Origin of the sequence: Pauljensenia sp. UMB1177 (assembly GCF_030217965.1) — a bacterium.
GTDB lineage: Bacteria > Actinomycetota > Actinomycetes > Actinomycetales > Actinomycetaceae > Pauljensenia > Pauljensenia turicensis_A.
On record NZ_JASOOV010000039.1, the window covers coordinates 1 to 260 of the forward strand.

The following is a 260-nucleotide window of genomic DNA, read 5'->3' on the forward strand; positions in this document are numbered from 1 at the left end:
CAAGAACTCGCGGATGCTAGCTCGGTGATTATTGCCCCCGGTTACGGTATGGCCGTGGCCCAGGCCCAATATCCGGTGGCGGAGCTGACGAAGAAGCTGCGCGATAACGGAACCGAGGTACGTTTCGCTATCCATCCGGTGGCCGGGCGCCTGCCCGGGCATATGAACGTGCTGCTGGCCGAAGCGAAAGTCCCCTATGACATCGTGGAAGAAATGGACGATATCAACGATTCCTTCGCGGATACCGATGTCGTGCTGGT

Annotated in this window: 1 protein-coding gene; it reads left to right on the top strand. The window is 58.8% G+C overall.

Annotated elements, in window-relative coordinates:
* Positions 1–260 (top strand): NAD(P)(+) transhydrogenase (Re/Si-specific) subunit beta (locus tag QP442_RS08500; RefSeq protein ID WP_285069803.1); only part of this gene is annotated, 260 nt, incomplete at both ends.